Here is a 15,026-nt window from a genome sequence, read left to right as displayed (position 1 = left end):
AGGCGCACGCCGGGCGCCGCGGCCTCTTCGGGCACGCCGCTGCGGCGCGCCAGCTCGACGATGCTGCGGCCCTCGGGCGTTTCATCGGCCAGCGACGCCAGCATGGCGGCACGGGCCAGGCGCTCCTTGGCGGTGCCCGGAGCGGGCAGGAACGCGCTCGCCTGGCGGTTGCCGTGCGTGATGGTGCCGGTCTTGTCCAGCAGCAGCACATCCACGTCGCCCGCAGCCTCCACCGCGCGTCCGGAGGTGGCGATCACGTTGGCCTGCATCATGCGGCTCATGCCCGCCACGCCCACGGCCGACAGCAGGCCGCCGATGGTGGTGGGAATCAGGCACACGAGGAGCGCCACCAGCGCGGTGAGCGACACGACCGTGCCCACCCCTGACGCACCCACGCTGAAGATCGAGAACGGCAGCAGTGTCACGGTGACCACGAGGAACACGATGGTGAGCGCCACCAGCAGGATGGTCAGCGCCACCTCGTTGGGTGTCTTCTGGCGCTTGGCGGCCTCGACCATGCAGATCATGCGGTCCAGGAACGACTCGCCGGGGTTTACCGTCACGCGCACCACCAGCCAGTCCGACAGCACCCGGGTGCCGCCCGTGACGGCCGAGAAGTCCCCGCCCGACTCGCGCACCACCGGCGCGGATTCGCCGGTGATGGCACTCTCGTCCACCGAGGCCACGCCCTCGATGACCTCGCCGTCCAGCGGAATCACGTCGCCTGCGTCCACCTGCACCACGTCGCCGCGGCGCAGGTTGGTGGCCTGCTCGGGCAGGAAGGTCGCGCCATGGCGCGGCTCGGCGAGCTTCTTGGCCCAGGTGTCCTTGCGCAGGCCGCGCAGCGATGCGGCCTGGGCCTTGCTGCGGCCCTCCGCCAGCGCTTCGGCGAAGTTGGCAAACAGCACGGTGAACCACAGCCAGACGGCGATCGCCAGCACGAAGGCCGGGCGCATGCCCGTGTCCTGGGCACCGTGAGTGCATGCAGCCAGAGCAGCGTGGTGAACAGGCTGCCGATGAACACGATGAACATCACCGGATTGCGCCACTGCACGCGGGGATCGAGCTTGGCGAACGATTGCCACAGCGCGGGCTTGACCAGCGCCGCATCGAACAGCGAAAGGGAAAGGGATGTCTTGGGGGTTGTCATGTCAGGGCCTCACTGGGGTCCACAGCATCAGGTGTTCCACGACGGGGCCCAGCGCCAGGGACGGAACGTAATTGAGCAAGCCCACCAGCAGCACGGTGGCGATCAGCAGGGCCACGAACAGCGGCCCGTGCGTGGGCAGCGTGCCGGCGGTGGCGGGCAGCCGCTTCTTGGCCGCGAGCGAGCCCGCGATGGCCAGCACCGGCACGATCACGCCGAAGCGACCGAACCACATGGTCAGCCCCAGCAGCAGGTTGTAGAACGGCGTGTTGGCCGACAGGCCCGCGAAGGCGCTGCCGTTGTTGTTGCCCGCCGACGTGAGGGCGTAGAGGATCTCGGAAAAGCCATGGGCGCCCGGGTTGGCGATGCCGGCCTGGCCCGCCTGCGCGATCACCGCCACGGCGGCGCCCACCAGCACGAGGATGGGCGTGACCAGGATGGCCACCGAAGTGAGCTTCATCTCGCGCACTTCGATCTTCTTGCCCAGGTACTCCGGCGTGCGGCCGATCATCAGCCCCGCCATGAACACTGCGAGGATGGCGAACACCAGCATGCCGTACAGGCCCGTGCCCACGCCGCCGAAGACCACCTCGCCCAATTGCATCAGCACCATCGGCACCAGCCCGCCCAGCGGGGTGAACGAGTCGTGCATCGCGTTCACCGCGCCGCACGAGGCGGCCGTCGTCACGGCGGCGAAGAGTGCCGATGCGGTGATGCCGAAGCGCACTTCCTTGCCCTCCATGTTGCCGCCGGACTGCAGCGCCGTCATGGCCTGGTCCACCCCCAGGGCGGCGATGCGCGGGTTGCCGGCCTGCTCGGCGGGAATGACCACGGCCACCGCCACGGCGAACATCAAGGTCATGGCCGCCAGGATCGCCAGCCCCTGGCGCTGGTCGCCCACCACCCGGCCGAACGTGAAGCACAGGGCGGCGGGGATCAGGAAGATCGCCAGCATCTGCACGAAGTTGGTCAGCGGCGTGGGGTTCTCGTACGGATGGGCCGAGTTGGCATTGAAGAAGCCCCCGCCATTGGTGCCCAGCATCTTGATGGCCTCCTGCGATGCCACCGGCCCCATGGCCAGCGTTTGCGTGGCGGTGCTCGCACTCTCCGTCACCGGGTTGCCGGCCGCGTCTTTCTCGGGCTGCCCGTCGGCCGTCAGCTTCGGGTTCTGGTAGGCCGTGGCCTCCAGCGTGGCAACTTCCTTGGAGGGAGAGAAGTTCTGGATCACGCCCTGCCCCACCAGAAACACGGCGATTACCAGAGACACCGGCACCAGCACCCAGGCGTTGATGCGCACCATGTCGGCCCAGAAGTTGCCCACAAGCCCCTGGCCGTCCGTGCGGCGCGCGGCAAAGCCCCGGGCCAGCGCGAACGCGACCGCGATGCCCGTGGCCGCCGACAGGAAGTTCTGCACCGACAGTCCCAGCATCTGCGTCAGGTAGCCCATGGTGCCCTCGCCCGCATAGCCCTGCCAGTTGGTGTTGGAGACGAAGCTCACCGCCGTGTTGAAAGCCGAGTCGGGCGATACGGCAGGCATGCCCTGCGGGTTGAGCGGCAGCCAGGCCTGCAGGCGCTGCAGGCCGTACACGAACACGGCACCGATGGCATTGAACGCCAGCAAGGCCAGCGCGTAATGCCGCCAGTGCATGCTCTCTTCAGGCCGCACGCCGGCCACGCGGTACAGCGGTGACTCGGCGCTGTGCATCCACTGCGGCAGCCGGCCATCGCAGATCGCGGCCAACCATCGGCCCAGGGGCCAGGCCAGCACGAGGAGCACGAGGAGGAACAGGGCCAGCAGGCCCCAGGCGGACGCGTCCATGTCAGAACTCCTCGGCGCAGATGAGCGCGAACACCAGGTACGCGAACAGGACGACGGCCACGATGGCGCCGAAGCCGTAGAGCACGTCGAGCGCGATCACCGCGATGCTCCTTTGGGGCCGTCGAACCGGCCCAGCAGCACCACGGCCTCCGCCATGGCCACCCACAGCGCCACCAGCGCTGCAATCCACACGATGTCCATCTCTCACTCCTGCATCAAAACGATGGAATCGATTCTCGGAAGGCGCCCGTAAAAAGGGTGCACAGACTGGGGCACGGGGCGTAAACGCGCCGTAAAAATGCGTGGCGGCGGGGTGTCGTTACCGATTCTTGATGGGCGGTGCCATGCTTTTGACACCGTTTTTACGGGTGCCTGCCTACGCTTTGCGCTTTCCAACGACCGCGTGAAGCCATGACCCCTTTCCCCGTTTTCAGAGCCCTTCCCCTGGCCGCCGCCCTGTGCGCGGCCCTGCCGCTGCTGGCCCACGCCCAGTTCACGGGCAACCTTGCCCTCACGTCGAACTACAAGTTCCGCGGGCAGGACCAGGACATGCTCCGTTCGAACCAGTTCGCCAAGACCGGCGCCTTCAAGCCGGCGGTGCAGGGCGGCGTCGACTACGCCTTCGGTGACAGTGGCTGGTACATCGGCAACTGGAACGCCAGCGTGAACTGGCTGCGCGGCAACCAACTGGAGAGCGACCTCTACGGCGGCTACAAATGGAAGGCCGGTGCCACCGATCTCGACGTGGGCGCCCTCGCCTACCTCTACCCCGGCAACCGCAGCGGCAACACCACCGAGCTGTATGCCAGCGCCACCCATGCCGACGAAGCCCTGGGCACGTTCACGCTCAAGTACTCGCACACCGTGTCGGACGACTATTTCGGCTATGCGGGCGCCCGGACGGGCTCGGGCCTGTCGGGGCGCAACACGGGCTATGTGAACCTGGCGTACAGCCACGCGCTGGGCGCGCAGCTCAGCTTGAAGGCCGCCATCGGCTATACGCGAATGGCCGGAGACATCCGCCGCCTGGGATGGCCCAGCTACGTCGATTACCAGGTCGGTGCGGCCTACGACTTCGGCGGCGGGCTCTCGCTCACCGGGGCATTGCAGGCGGCCAACCGGCAGGCCGCCTATGCGGCCGCTACCGGCCCGGCAGCGGATGCCGCGCGCTACTCGCCCAACAAAGGGCGCCTCATCGTCACGCTGGCCCAGGTTTTCTGACGGAAGCGCCGCCGGCAAGGCTGGCGCAGCGGCATCTGGTCAAACAGGCCCGACGCCAGGAGATTCATTGCCTCTTTAGCTATTAAATTTATAGCAAATTATTCGGCCAGCAGTGCGGCCGGGTCGTCCGAGGCAAGCACGCCCTGCGCCCACGGCCCGAGCTTGCGGGTGTCGGCGCGCAGCACCTCCTGCTTGACCGCGAGGATCTGCGCCGGGTGCATGGAAAAGCTGCGCAGGCCCAGGCCCAGCAGCAGCCGCGTCATGGAGACGTCGCCCGCCGTCTCGCCGCACACGCACACGCTCTTGCCCTGGCGCTCGCCCTCGGCAATCACCTGGGCCACCAGCTGCAGCACGGCGGGGTGCAGGGGGTCGTAGAGGTGGGCCACGGCCTCGTCGGCGCGGTCGATGGCCAGGGTGTACTGGATCAGGTCGTTGGTGCCGATCGACAGGAAGTCGAAATACTTCAGGAAGCTGCGCACCATGAGCGCGGCGGCCGGCACCTCGATCATCGCCCCCAGTTGCACCGGCCCATGTGCCACGCCGCGCGCATCCAGCTCGGCGCGGGCCATTTCCACCTGGGCGAGGGTCTGCTGGATCTCGCTCACGTGCGCGAGCATCGGGAACAGCAGGTTCACCGGGCCATGCACGGCCGCGCGCAGCACGGCGCGCAGCTGCGTGCGGAACATGGCCGGATCGGCCAGGCTCCAGCGGATGGCACGCAGGCCGAGCGCGGGATTCAGGTAGCTGTCCTTGTAGCCCTTGTCGAGCGGCTTGTCGGCCCCCACGTCGATGGTGCGCAGCGTGACGGGCATGCCGTTCATGCCCTGCACCGCCTCGCGGTAGGCCTGGTACTGCTCTTCCTCGCCCGGCAGGTGGCCGTTGCGCCCCATGAACATGAATTCGCTGCGGAACAGGCCCACGCCCGCAGCGCCGCCGCGCAGCGCAGCGGCCGCGTCAGCAGGCTGCTCGATGTTGGCCAGCAGCTCGATTTTCTGCCCATCCAGCGTGACCGCCGGCGTATGGCGCAGACGCGACAGGCGCTCGCGCTCCAGCGTGGTCTGGCGCTGGCGGAAACCGTATTCGGCCAGGATGATGGGCGACGGGTCCACGATCATCACGCCGGCATCGCCGTCAATGATGACCCAGTCGTCCTGCCGCACCAGCTGGCTGGCGGCGCGCGCGCCCACCACCGCGGGGATGTCCATGCTGCGCGCCACGATGGCCGTGTGCGAGGTCTTGCCGCCCACGTCCGTCACGAAACCGGCGAACACGCTCTTCTTGAACTGCAGCATGTCGGCCGGCGACAGGTCGTGGGCCACCAGCACGAGGGGCACGTCCACCGTGTCGTCCAGCAGCAGGTCCTGCTGGTTGCTGCGGCGCGGGCTGCTGGGCGGCGGCGCCACCGGGCTGGCCACGCCTTTCATGTGGCGCAGGACGCGCTCCACCACCTGCTCCAGGTCGGCTTTGCGCTCGCGCAGGTACTCGTCCTCCATCTCGTCGAACTGGCGCGCGATGACCTCCAGCTGGGTGGTCAGCGCCCATTCGGCGTTGTAGAGGCGGTCGGTGATCCAGTGCTTGACGCCGCTCACCAGCGCCTCGTCCTGCAGCAGCATCATGTGCACGTCGAGCAGCGCCGCCAGCTCGGGGGGCGCATCGTGCGGCATCTCGGCCTGCAGGCGCTGCAGTTCCTCCACCACGGCGTTGCGGCCGTTGCGCACGCGCACGATCTCCGCGCCGACCTGGTCCGCCTCGATGAAATAGTGCGCCACATCCACGCGGCTCGAGGCGACCAGCACGGCGCGCCCGATGGCGATGCCGCGGGCGACCGCCAGACCGTGGACGGCGAACGTCATGGCGCTGGCGCTCCGGGCCTGTCCGCGGCGTGCGCAGGCTGGCAGGCGGCGCGGCAGGCGATCAGCGCGGCCCGCACATCACTCCCCTTCGCCGAACTTGCCGTCGATCAAGGCCCGAAGCGCATCCATGGCTTCCTGCTCCTGCGCGCCGTTGGTCTCCAACTCGACCGTCGAGCCCAGCCCGGCGGCCAGCATCATGACGCCCATGATGCTCTTGGCATTGATGCGCCGCTCGCCCTTGGCCAGCCAGACATCGCACGGAAAACTGCCTGCCAGCTTCGTGAGCTTGGCGGACGCCCGGGCGTGCAGGCCCAGCTTATTGCTGATGGTGATGGTCGTCTTGATCATGGTGGGAACGTCGTATCTGGTTCTGCGGGGCCGAGATCGCCACCTGCATCACGCCCTGGGTGCCGCCAACCACCGCGCGCGAAACGAGCGCCTCCAGCGGTTCGTGCCGGTAGCTCACGGTGCGCAGCAGCATGGGCAGATTCACGCCGGTGACCAGCCGTGAGTGCTCGCCATCCACCAGGCGCTGCGCGACATTGCATGGGGTGGCGCCGAACACGTCGGTCAGCACCAGCGTGGGCGAATCGCCGTCGTGCGAAGCCAGCAGGATGCGGGCGGTGGCCAGGGTCTCTTCGGGCGGCGTGTGGGGATGCACGTCGAACGCGAGTACCTCGTCGCCGCAGTCGGGGAAAACATGGAGAGCGCACTCGCGCAGCGCATGGGCCAGCGGGGAGTGGGCAATGATGAGGATGCGCGTGCTCATGGGGCGATGGAGTGAACCGCATTATGGCGCCGCGTGCAACCTTCGCTGGGCATTCGCAGCCCGCGCGCAAGGCCTGAGGAAGCAGAGGCGACCCCGATCATGGCAGCGCCAGTCCGGCAAAGAACGTGTCCGCGACCGCCATGCGCGGGGCGTCCGTATAGACCACCGCATGGTACAGGCGCGCCTGCCGCCCTTCCATGCGGGCAAACCAGACGGCTTGCGCGATCACCGCACCGCCGTCGCTGCGCCGCCCCTGGGCTTGCAGCCGCACCGACTGCGGCAGGGCCAGGGCACCGGCCGGCACGAAGGCAACAGCACCGGCCTCGGCATCCCCTGCCGCCGGCGCCTGCATGCGTGCCAGCACCGCCGCCCGCCACTGCGCGAGGACAGCGCCCGCCTGCGAGGGGTCTTCGACCACCATGTGCGAAACGGCAAACGTCGCGCCATCGGCCTCGCAGCCCACCATGGCCAGATCCGCGGGCCGCCCACCCAGATCCACCGAACGTGTCGCGTGATCCGGCTTGCAAGGCAGCAGCACCGTGAGGCCGGCGCTTTCGAGCGGCACGCTGCGCCAGTTCAGCGCGGGGCTGCAGCCGGCGAGCAGCAGGGCCAGCGCAGAGGCGATACCAATTGGGCAATGCATCCGCGCATTATCCGGAGTGCCGCAATGGGCCTGCTGTGGCAAGCCGGTCCGGGGCTTCGGCTTCGCAGGATCAGCGAACTTTCGCAGGGCCTTGCGCTCCATCACCCCGAAGATCCGGACCGTCCGGCAAAATGTCGACAGACAGCTGCACGCACCGTGCAGACACAGGTGGAAAGAGCGCAATGGGCATCAAGCATTGGTTGGGCGCCGCGGCAGTGGCGGCATTCGCAGGCATCGGCGCCTTCGTGTTCCTGGGCGCCGGCACGTCCCAGGCACCGCAGTCGACCTTTGTGCTGCTGGACGGCTCCAAGAAGACCACCGCCGATCTGCACGGCCAGGTCACCCTGGTCAACTTCTGGGCCACCAGTTGCGTCACCTGCGTGGCCGAGATGCCCGAGGTCGTGGCGACCTACCAGAAGTACCGGGCACAGGGCTTCGACACCTTGGCCGTCGCCATGAGCTACGACCCACCGAGCTATGTGGTGAATTTCGCCGAAACCCGCCAACTGCCGTTCAAGGTTGCCATCGACAACACGGGCGCGGTGGCCCAGGCCTGGGGTGACGTCAAGCTCACCCCGTCCACTTTCATCGTCAACAAGCGCGGAGAGATCGTCAAGACCTATGTCGGGGCTCCCGACTTCCCCGAGCTCCATCGGCTCATCGAGCGCCTGCTGGCAGAGACCTGACCCTCGCTCCACGGCTTGGGCGGCCAACCGCCGGTTGAAGGGGCCGGGCAGAGCCCGCTACACTGGCAACTCCTTCGTTCCTAGCAACCGCCTGTGGACCAGCCCTCCGTGGCCCTGCTGACGCCGACCCTTCCTGCCGAGATGGACGCTGTGCGCGACATCTTCCGGGAATATGCCGACAGCTTGGGCATCGACCTGTATTTCCAGAACTTCGAGGCCGAACTGGCCACCCTGCCGGCGGACTATGCACCGCCGCGTGGCCAGATCCTGCTGGCGGAAGTGGACGGTGCCATCGCGGGCTGCTGTGCCCTGCGCCCCATGGACAACGCCGATTACCCCAACGCCAGCGAAATGAAGCGCCTGTATGTGCGCAAGGCATTCCGCGGTTTCGGCCTCGGCCGGCAACTGGCAGAGGCCATTCTCGATGCCGCGCGGCAAGCGGGATATGCCTGCGTGCTGCTCGATACGCTCGATGGCATGGAATCGGCCCGTGCGCTGTATGCCGACTTGGGCTTCGAAGAAATCCCGCCCTACTATCACAACCCCATCGCAGGCTCGCACTACCTCAAGGCGGATATCGATTAATGCACGGCGAGCAGGCGCCGGGACGGAGCACCCGATGCCGGGCTGCCATGACCAGCATGTTGGCTTGGCACAAAGGGCCGTGCTCCGCCTCTGGGGACCGTGCTGCCATCACCACACAACGCCTGCTGTGAGGTCACCCAGCAAACCGCATGGCGCTGGACGCGGGATGGGCAATCTCCTCTCCCATCCCCAGCCAGCGGCACTTTGTGCGTTCAGCCCTTGGCCTGTGCCAGCAACGTTGCCGCGTCGCTCACTTCGAACTTGCCGGGCGCTTCGATGTTCAGTGATGCCACCTTGCCATCTTTCACCAGCATCGAATAGCGATTGCTGCGCAGGCCCAGGCCCTTGCCGTTCAAATCCAGCGTCAGGCCCGTGGCCTTGGCAAAAGCGGCATCACCGTCCGCCAGCATGCGCACCTTGCCCTGCGTCTTCTGATCGCGCGCCCAGGCACCCATCACGAACGCGTCATTCACGCTCAGGCACCAGATCTCGTCAACACCCGCGGCCTTGAAAGCCTCGGCCTGCTCCACATATCCGGGAACATGCTTGGCGGAACAGGTTGGCGTGAAGGCACCTGGCACGGCAAACAGCGCGATGGTCTTGCCGGTGGTGGCCTGGTCCACCGCGACAGGGTTGGGGCCGAGGCTGCAACCGTCGCCTTCGACTTCGGAATATTCCATCAAGGTGATGGCGGGCAGGGTTTCACCGACTTTGATCATGCTGGGCTCCTAGGGGGTGGAATAAGGGACCTGCAGAACGCGGGCCCCCAAAAACAAAACGACCCAGCATTGTGGGTCGTTTTGAGCGGCTTTGCAGCCAACAAGCCCGTAGGGCTTGTAAGGATCTGCCAATCAGACCAGTGCGGCCTTCTGGACCAGACGGGTGGCAACCCAGTTCTTGGTCTTGGAGATCGGACGGCTTTCCGTGATCTCGATGGTGTCACCCAACTTGTATTCGCCCTTTTCGTCATGGGCGTGGTACTTGCTGGATTTCGCCACGATCTTGCCGTAGAGCTCGTGCTTCACACGGCGCTCGACCAGCACGGTCACGGTTTTCGTACGCTTGTCGCTGACCACCTTGCCAATCAAGGTGCGCTTGAGGGATTTTTTAGCTTCCGTCATGTGGGCTCCTTACTTGGCGGCTTGCTTTTCAGCAAGAATGGTCTTGGCACGAGCGATATCCCGACGGGTGATACGCAGCGTATTGGTGTTTGCCAGTTGTTGCGTGGCCTTCTGCATGCGCAGACCGAAGTGGGCCTTTTGCAAGGACTTGATTTCGGTTTCGATGCCAGCGACGTCTTTTTTGGCGCAGTTCAGCAGCTTTCGTCATTTCGATTCTCCTGAATTTAAGCGCCAATTTGACGGGCCACGAACGTGGTGCGCAGCGGCAGCTTGGCAGCAGCCAGGCGGAACGCTTCACGGGCCAGTTCTTCAGGCACACCGACGATCTCGAACACCACCTTGCCGGGCTGAATTTCAGCCACGTAATACTCGGGGTTGCCCTTACCGTTACCCATCCGAACTTCGGCGGGCTTGGTAGAGATCGGCTTGTCGGGGAACACGCGGATCCAGATACGGCCGCCACGCTTCACGTGACGGGAGATCGCACGGCGTGCGGCCTCGATCTGGCGGGCCGTCAGACGACCACGGTCCGTGCACTTCAGGCCGAAGTCGCCGAAGGCCACCGAATTGCCACGGGTGGCAACGCCGGTGTTACGGCCCTTCTGCTCTTTGCGGTACTTGCGGCGAGCGGGTTGCAGCATCTTTATTCTCCTTTGCCGTCCGCTGCTGTAGCGGGCGCGTCAACCTTGCGAACGCGCTTAACGGCGGTGTTATCGGCGCCACCGGCACCGGCGGGCTTGTCGCTACCGTCTGCAGGCGCCGCATTGGCACCGGCTGGACGGCGTGGACCACCACGGCCTGCACCCGGACGATCGCCACCTGGGCGGCCATCGCGACGCGGGCCACGGGGACGACGCTCTTCTTCTGGACGCGGTGTTTCCACTGCGGGCAGATCGTTGCGGCCCAGCGTATCGCCCTTGTAGACCCAGACCTTGACGCCGATGACGCCGTAGGTGGTCTTGGCTTCGGACGTGCCATAGTCGATGTCGGCGCGCAGGGTGTGAAGCGGCACGCGACCTTCGCGGTACCACTCGCAACGGGCGATTTCAATCCCGTTCAGACGGCCGGACGACATGATCTTGATGCCCTGGGCACCCAGACGCATGGCGTTTTGCATGGCGCGCTTCATGGCGCGGCGGAACATGATCCGCTTTTCCAGCTGTTGCGTGATGCTGTCGGCGATCAGCTTGGCATCGATTTCGGGCTTGCGCACTTCTTCGATGTTCACTGCGACCGGCACGCCCAGACGCGTCGCGAGTTCCTTCTTCAGGTTCTCGATGTCTTCGCCCTTCTTGCCGATCACCACGCCCGGACGTGCCGAGTAGATGGTGATGCGGGCATTCTTGGCGGGGCGCTCGATCAGGATACGCGAGACGGCAGCGTTCTTCAGCTTGGCCTTCAGGTATTCGCGCACCTTGATGTCTTCGGCCAGCATGCCGGCGAAGTCACGGTTGCTCGCGTACCAACGGCTGGCCCAATTGCGGCTGACCGCCAGGCGGAAGCCGGTAGGATGGATTTTCTGTCCCATAGTCTTCCTCGGGCCTTCAGTTGCCAACCGTCACGTACACATGGCACGTGGGCTTGCTGATGCGATTGCCGCGGCCTTTGGCGCGCGCGGTGAAACGCTTGAGCGTGGTGCCTTGTTCGACGTAGATGGTCTTGACCTTCAGTTCGTCGATGTCGGCGCCGTCGTTGTGCTCAGCGTTGGCGATGGCGGACTCCAGCACCTTCTTGACGATTCCTGCAGCTTTTTTTCTGCGTGAACGTCAGGATGTTCAGAGCCTGGTCGACCTTCTTGCCGCGGATCAGATCAGCGACCAGACGGCCCTTGTCGACCGACAGACGGACGCCCCGGAGGACTGCACGTGTTTCAGACATGGTCGTTCCTTACTTCTTCTGGACTTTCTTGTCCGCGGGGTGACCCTTGAAGGTGCGCGTCAGGGCGAATTCGCCCAGCTTGTGGCCCACCATCTGGTCGGTGACATACACCGGTACGTGCTGCTTGCCGTTGTGCACGGCAATGGTCAGACCGATGAAATCGGGCAGAACCATGGAGCGACGCGACCAGGTCTTGACTGGTTTCTTGTCCTTGGTCGCAATGGCCTTTTCGACCTTTGCCATCAAGTGGTGGTCAACAAACGGACCCTTTTTGAGAGAGCGAGTCATTTGTTATCCCTTACTTCTTGCGACGCGACACAATCATCACTTGTGTGCGCTTGTTGTTGCGGGTGCGATAACCCTTGGTCAGATTGCCCCAAGGATCGACTGCATGGCGGCCTTCGCCGGTGCGGCCTTCGCCACCACCGTGAGGGTGATCCACCGGGTTCATGGCCACGCCACGAACCGTTGGGCGAATACCCATCCAGCGCTTCACACCGGCCTTGCCGAGTTGGCGCAGGCTGTGCTCTTCGTTGGCGACTTCGCCGATGGTTGCACGGCACTCGATGTGGATCTTGCGCACTTCGCCAGAGCGCATGCGCACCTGGGCGTACGTGCCTTCACGAGCCAGCAGCGTTGCGGAAGCACCTGCCGAGCGTGCGATCTGCGCGCCGGCACCGGGCTTGAGCTCGATGCAGTGGATGGTCGAACCCACGGGGATGTTGCGGATCGGCAGCGTGTTGCCTGCACGGATCGGGGCTTCGGAGCCGCTCAGGAGCGTGCTGCCGACTTCCAGACCACGGGGGGCAATGATGTAACGGCGCTCGCCGTCGGCATAGCACACCAGAGCGATGTGGGCCGTACGGTTCGGATCGTATTCAATGCGCTCGACCTTTGCGGGGATGCCATCCTTGTTGCGGACGAAATCCACCACGCGGTAGTGGTGCTTGTGACCGCCGCCCTTGTGGCGGGTCGTGATGTGACCGTTGTTGTTGCGACCGGCCTTCTGGAACTGAGGCTCCAGCAGCGGCGCATACGCTTCACCCTTGTACAGGTGGTCACGGGTAACCTTCACCACAGCGCGTTGGCCGGGCGAAGTGGGTTTCATTTTGATGACGGCCATGATTACGCGGCCTCCCCGGACAGGTTCAGCTCTTGACCTGGTTGCAGCGTGACATAAGCCTTGCGCACGTTGTCGCGGCGGCCCATGGTCTTGCCAAAACGCTTGGCCTTGCCTTTGGTGTTCACCACAGAGACGCCCTTGACCTCGACCTTGAACATCAATTCCACAGCGGCCTTGATTTCTGGCTTGGTTGCGTTCTGCAGCACCTTGAACGTCACAGCATTGGACTTCTCGGCAACCATGGTGGCCTTTTCGGACACGATGGGAGCGACCAGCACTTGCATCAGACGACCTTCGTCAAACTTGGGCGTGCTCATGCGAACATCTCCTTGAGTTTGTCGATCGCGCCCTTGGTGACGAGCACTTTCTTGTAGTGCACCAGCGACACGGGGTCTGCGTAACGGGGTTCAACGATGAACACGTTCTTCAGATTGCGCGAAGCAAGGTACAGGTTTTCGTCCACTTCGTCGGCGATCACCATCACCGACTGCAGGTTCATCGCCTTGAACTTGTCGGCGAGCACCTTGGTCTTGGGGCTTTCCAACGTCAGCGAGTCCACCACGGCCAGACGGCCTTCGCGGGCCAGCTGCGAAAAGATCGCAGCCATACCGGCGCGGTACATCTTCTTGTTGATCTTCTGCGTGAAGTTTTCTTCAGGCAGATTCGGGAAGATGCGACCGCCCCCACGCCACAGAGGCGAGGAGGTCATACCAGCGCGAGCGCGGCCGGTGCCTTTTTGCTTGAAGGGCTTCTTGGTGGAGTGCTTGACCTGTTCGCGGTCTTTTTGAGCACGCGTGCCCTGGCGGGCATTGGCCTGGTAAGCCACCACGATCTGGTGAACCAGATCTTCGTTGTATTCGCGACCGAACACGGTTTCGGGCGCATCGAATTTCGATGCGGCCTGGCCTTGGTCATTCAGGAGTTCGAGCTGCATTAGTTCGCTCCCTTGGAAGCTTTGGCCTTGACTGCCGGACGCACCGTCACGAACCCGCCCTTGGAGCCCGGAATGGCGCCCTTGATCAAGAGCAGTTGACGCGCTTCGTCGATGCGGATGACATCGAGGTTTTGCGTGGTCTTGGTGACATCGCCCAGGTGGCCGGTCATGCGCTTACCGGGGAACACGCGACCGGGGTCTTGTGCCATACCGATGGAGCCAGGCACATTGTGCGAACGGCTGTTACCGTGCGATGCGCGCTGCGAGGCCATGTTGTGGCGCTTGATCGTGCCAGCGTAGCCCTTGCCGATCGACGTGCCTTGCACGTCCACCTTCTGGCCCACGGTGAACAGCGTCACGGGGACGGTGGAACCGACGGCGTACTGGGCGGCGACATCAGCGGTCACGCGGAATTCGCGGATCACTTCACCGGCTTCGACGCCGGCCTTTGCCAGATGGCCCGCTGCGGGCTTGGTCACACGCGATGCCTTGCGCGAACCAAACGTGACCTGCAAGGCCACGTAGCCATCGTTCTCTTGGGTTTTAACCTGGGTCACGCGGTTGTTGGACACATCCACCACCGTGACGGGCACTGCGTCCCCGTCATCGGTGAACAGACGCATCATGCCCACCTTGCGGCCCAGCAACCCTTGGGAGTTGCTTTGACTCATTGATTTTCTCCAAAACTTTCACCGCCTCGACTTCAATTGGCCAAAGCGTTTGCACAACGTTTGCACCGCCGTGCGCGAAAGAAGGTTGATAAAACTCCGCCGCCGTCACGCAAAGCGCAAAAAAAGGCGAAGCCGCAAAGTATAACGCGGACTGCTTTTGCAAGCAAGTCCGCGTTATGTGTTGGCGCGCAGCAACCGCCGCGCCCCAGAGCCGCTAAATTACTGCAGCTTGATTTCGACGTCCACGCCAGCCGGCAGGTCGAGCTTCATCAGCGCGTCCACCGTCTTGTCCGTCGGATCGACGATGTCCATCAGGCGCTGGTGCGTGCGGATTTCGAGCTGGTCGCGGCTGGTCTTGTTGACGTGCGGCGAACGCAGGATGTCGAAACGCTTCATGCGCGTCGGCAGGGGCACGGGGCCCTTGACGATGGCGCCGGTGCGCTTGGCTGTATCAACGATCTCGGCAGCGGACTGGTCGATCAGCTTGTAATCAAACGCCTTCAGGCGGATGCGGATTTTTTGCTTGGACATGGCAAGTTCCTTTGTGCCTGAGGCTTAAGCAATGATCTTGGCCAC

19 protein-coding genes and 3 pseudogenes are annotated in these 15,026 nt (G+C 64.7%); 3 read left to right on the top strand and 19 right to left on the bottom strand.

The window, feature by feature from the left end; all coding sequences use genetic code 11:
• From kdpB to kdpF, 3 genes and pseudogenes are all read right to left on the bottom strand, one after another.
• Positions 1-1,150, bottom strand: a pseudogene (gene kdpB / locus AC27KI_RS11190) (potassium-transporting ATPase subunit KdpB); the annotation flags it as partial.
• A 1-nt stretch (position 1,151) separates the two neighbouring features.
• Positions 1,152-2,966: a potassium-transporting ATPase subunit KdpA gene (gene kdpA / locus AC27KI_RS11185; RefSeq protein WP_487089469.1), complete on the bottom strand. Its 1,815-nt coding sequence runs from the start codon at positions 2,964-2,966 to the stop codon at positions 1,152-1,154.
• 1 nt (position 2,967) lies between these two features.
• Complete coding sequence (kdpF, locus tag AC27KI_RS11180; RefSeq protein ID WP_272565812.1) at positions 2,968-3,066, bottom strand: K(+)-transporting ATPase subunit F; 99 nt, start codon at positions 3,064-3,066, stop codon at positions 2,968-2,970.
• 311 nt (positions 3,067-3,377) lie between these two features.
• Here kdpF and AC27KI_RS11175 point away from each other — a divergent pair, with 311 nt between their 5' ends.
• Positions 3,378-4,187 carry a TorF family putative porin gene (locus AC27KI_RS11175; protein WP_487113835.1) on the top strand — a complete coding sequence of 270 codons (810 nt, stop codon included), beginning with the start codon at positions 3,378-3,380 and terminating at the stop codon, positions 4,185-4,187.
• Positions 4,188-4,285: 98 nt separating this feature from the next.
• Here the strand turns inward: AC27KI_RS11175 and ptsP are convergent, their stop codons facing one another.
• From ptsP to AC27KI_RS11155, 4 genes are all read right to left on the bottom strand, one after another.
• Positions 4,286-6,040, bottom strand: a complete 1,755-nt coding sequence (gene ptsP, locus AC27KI_RS11170) for a phosphoenolpyruvate--protein phosphotransferase (protein WP_487113833.1) — start codon at positions 6,038-6,040, stop codon at positions 4,286-4,288.
• Between the two features lie 78 nt (positions 6,041-6,118).
• Entirely contained in the window at positions 6,119-6,388 is a 270-nt protein-coding gene (locus AC27KI_RS11165; RefSeq protein ID WP_272549631.1) for an HPr family phosphocarrier protein, read from the bottom strand.
• Complete coding sequence (locus AC27KI_RS11160) at positions 6,357-6,809, bottom strand: PTS sugar transporter subunit IIA (protein ID WP_284430960.1); 453 nt, start codon at positions 6,807-6,809, stop codon at positions 6,357-6,359. The genes AC27KI_RS11165 and AC27KI_RS11160 overlap by 32 nt, the downstream gene beginning before the upstream one ends.
• A gap of 97 nt (positions 6,810-6,906) precedes the next feature.
• Positions 6,907-7,452 (bottom strand): hypothetical protein, encoded by a 546-nt coding sequence (locus tag AC27KI_RS11155; RefSeq protein WP_317360417.1) that lies wholly within the window; start codon positions 7,450-7,452, stop codon positions 6,907-6,909.
• A 182-nt stretch (positions 7,453-7,634) separates the two neighbouring features.
• Between AC27KI_RS11155 and AC27KI_RS11150 the strand changes: the two genes are divergently transcribed.
• Together AC27KI_RS11150 and AC27KI_RS11145 are read left to right on the top strand one after the other, a co-directional pair.
• On the top strand, positions 7,635-8,138 hold the full coding sequence (locus tag AC27KI_RS11150) for a TlpA disulfide reductase family protein (RefSeq protein WP_272565820.1): 504 nt from the start codon (positions 7,635-7,637) through the stop codon (positions 8,136-8,138).
• Between the two features lie 93 nt (positions 8,139-8,231).
• Positions 8,232-8,723, top strand: a complete 492-nt coding sequence (locus tag AC27KI_RS11145; RefSeq protein ID WP_284394511.1) for a GNAT family N-acetyltransferase — start codon at positions 8,232-8,234, stop codon at positions 8,721-8,723.
• 212 nt (positions 8,724-8,935) lie between these two features.
• Here AC27KI_RS11145 and AC27KI_RS11140 read toward each other — a convergent pair whose 3' ends face one another.
• The 12 genes and pseudogenes from AC27KI_RS11140 to rpsJ all read right to left on the bottom strand — a co-directional run bounded on the left by AC27KI_RS11140 (position 8,936) and on the right by rpsJ (position 14,981).
• The gene (locus AC27KI_RS11140) at positions 8,936-9,442 is read right to left on the bottom strand and encodes a peroxiredoxin (protein WP_272565822.1); all 507 of its coding nucleotides are present in this window, start codon (positions 9,440-9,442) and stop codon (positions 8,936-8,938) included.
• 132 nt (positions 9,443-9,574) lie between these two features.
• The gene (rpsQ, locus tag AC27KI_RS11135; protein ID WP_092745113.1) at positions 9,575-9,844 is read right to left on the bottom strand and encodes a 30S ribosomal protein S17; all 270 of its coding nucleotides are present in this window, start codon (positions 9,842-9,844) and stop codon (positions 9,575-9,577) included.
• 9 nt (positions 9,845-9,853) lie between these two features.
• A pseudogene (gene rpmC, locus AC27KI_RS11130) lies at positions 9,854-10,052 on the bottom strand (50S ribosomal protein L29).
• A gap of 16 nt (positions 10,053-10,068) precedes the next feature.
• Entirely contained in the window at positions 10,069-10,485 is a 417-nt protein-coding gene (gene rplP / locus AC27KI_RS11125; protein ID WP_056662458.1) for a 50S ribosomal protein L16, read from the bottom strand.
• A 2-nt stretch (positions 10,486-10,487) separates the two neighbouring features.
• Positions 10,488-11,372 carry a 30S ribosomal protein S3 gene (gene rpsC / locus AC27KI_RS11120; RefSeq protein ID WP_272565825.1) on the bottom strand — a complete coding sequence of 295 codons (885 nt, stop codon included), beginning with the start codon at positions 11,370-11,372 and terminating at the stop codon, positions 10,488-10,490.
• Positions 11,373-11,388: 16 nt separating this feature from the next.
• Positions 11,389-11,722 (bottom strand): annotated as a pseudogene (gene rplV / locus AC27KI_RS11115) (50S ribosomal protein L22).
• Between the two features lie 9 nt (positions 11,723-11,731).
• A complete protein-coding gene (gene rpsS / locus AC27KI_RS11110) occupies positions 11,732-12,010 on the bottom strand; it encodes a 30S ribosomal protein S19 (protein ID WP_272565826.1) in 279 nt (92 codons plus the stop codon).
• Between the two features lie 10 nt (positions 12,011-12,020).
• A complete protein-coding gene (gene rplB, locus AC27KI_RS11105; protein WP_092745109.1) occupies positions 12,021-12,845 on the bottom strand; it encodes a 50S ribosomal protein L2 in 825 nt (274 codons plus the stop codon).
• 2 nt (positions 12,846-12,847) lie between these two features.
• Positions 12,848-13,162 (bottom strand): 50S ribosomal protein L23, encoded by a 315-nt coding sequence (rplW, locus tag AC27KI_RS11100; protein ID WP_272549645.1) that lies wholly within the window; start codon positions 13,160-13,162, stop codon positions 12,848-12,850.
• Positions 13,159-13,779, bottom strand: a complete 621-nt coding sequence (gene rplD, locus AC27KI_RS11095; RefSeq protein WP_092745107.1) for a 50S ribosomal protein L4 — start codon at positions 13,777-13,779, stop codon at positions 13,159-13,161. The genes rplW and rplD overlap by 4 nt, the downstream gene beginning before the upstream one ends.
• Entirely contained in the window at positions 13,779-14,450 is a 672-nt protein-coding gene (rplC, locus tag AC27KI_RS11090; protein WP_272549647.1) for a 50S ribosomal protein L3, read from the bottom strand. The genes rplD and rplC overlap by 1 nt, the downstream gene beginning before the upstream one ends.
• Positions 14,451-14,669: 219 nt before the next feature.
• Positions 14,670-14,981: a 30S ribosomal protein S10 gene (gene rpsJ / locus AC27KI_RS11085; RefSeq protein ID WP_005796953.1), complete on the bottom strand. Its 312-nt coding sequence runs from the start codon at positions 14,979-14,981 to the stop codon at positions 14,670-14,672.
• Positions 14,982-15,026 lie beyond the last annotated feature (45 nt).

The organism is Acidovorax sp. KPB24-03 (assembly GCF_057546605.1).
Note: the sequence above shows the minus strand (reverse complement) of the source record. Positions and strands in the feature narration are given on the sequence as shown.